At 44.7% G+C, this 255-nt stretch carries 1 rRNA gene; it reads left to right on the top strand.

Annotation, left to right across the window (positions count from 1 at the left end):
* Positions 1–78: ribosomal RNA gene (locus tag VQ643_RS16430) — 23S ribosomal RNA — on the top strand; the annotation flags it as partial.
* Between the last annotated feature and the right edge of the window lie 177 nt (positions 79–255).

Raw genomic sequence — 255 nt, 5'->3', positions numbered from 1 at the left:
CGACGTTGATAGGCTGGGTGTGTAAGCGTTGTGAGGCGTTGAGCTAACCAGTACTAATTGCCCGTGAGGCTTGACCATATAACACCCAAACAATTTGGGTAGTTGAAAAGATACAACCAAAAGTTCTATGAACTGCAAATACCTGATACTATACACATACCGAATCTGAGTTAGCGCCTAGCGAGAACTCGAAAAGAATTGCTTGACGAACATAGAGCATTGGAACCACCTGATCCCATCCCGAACTCAGAAGTG

The sequence above is a fragment of the Pseudomonas sp. F1_0610 genome (assembly GCF_047470865.1).
In the GTDB taxonomy this organism is placed as follows: Bacteria; Pseudomonadota; Gammaproteobacteria; order Pseudomonadales; family Pseudomonadaceae; genus JAZDRH01.
The sequence above is the reverse complement of the archived record's forward strand: the minus strand, read 5'-3'. Positions and strand labels throughout refer to the sequence as shown.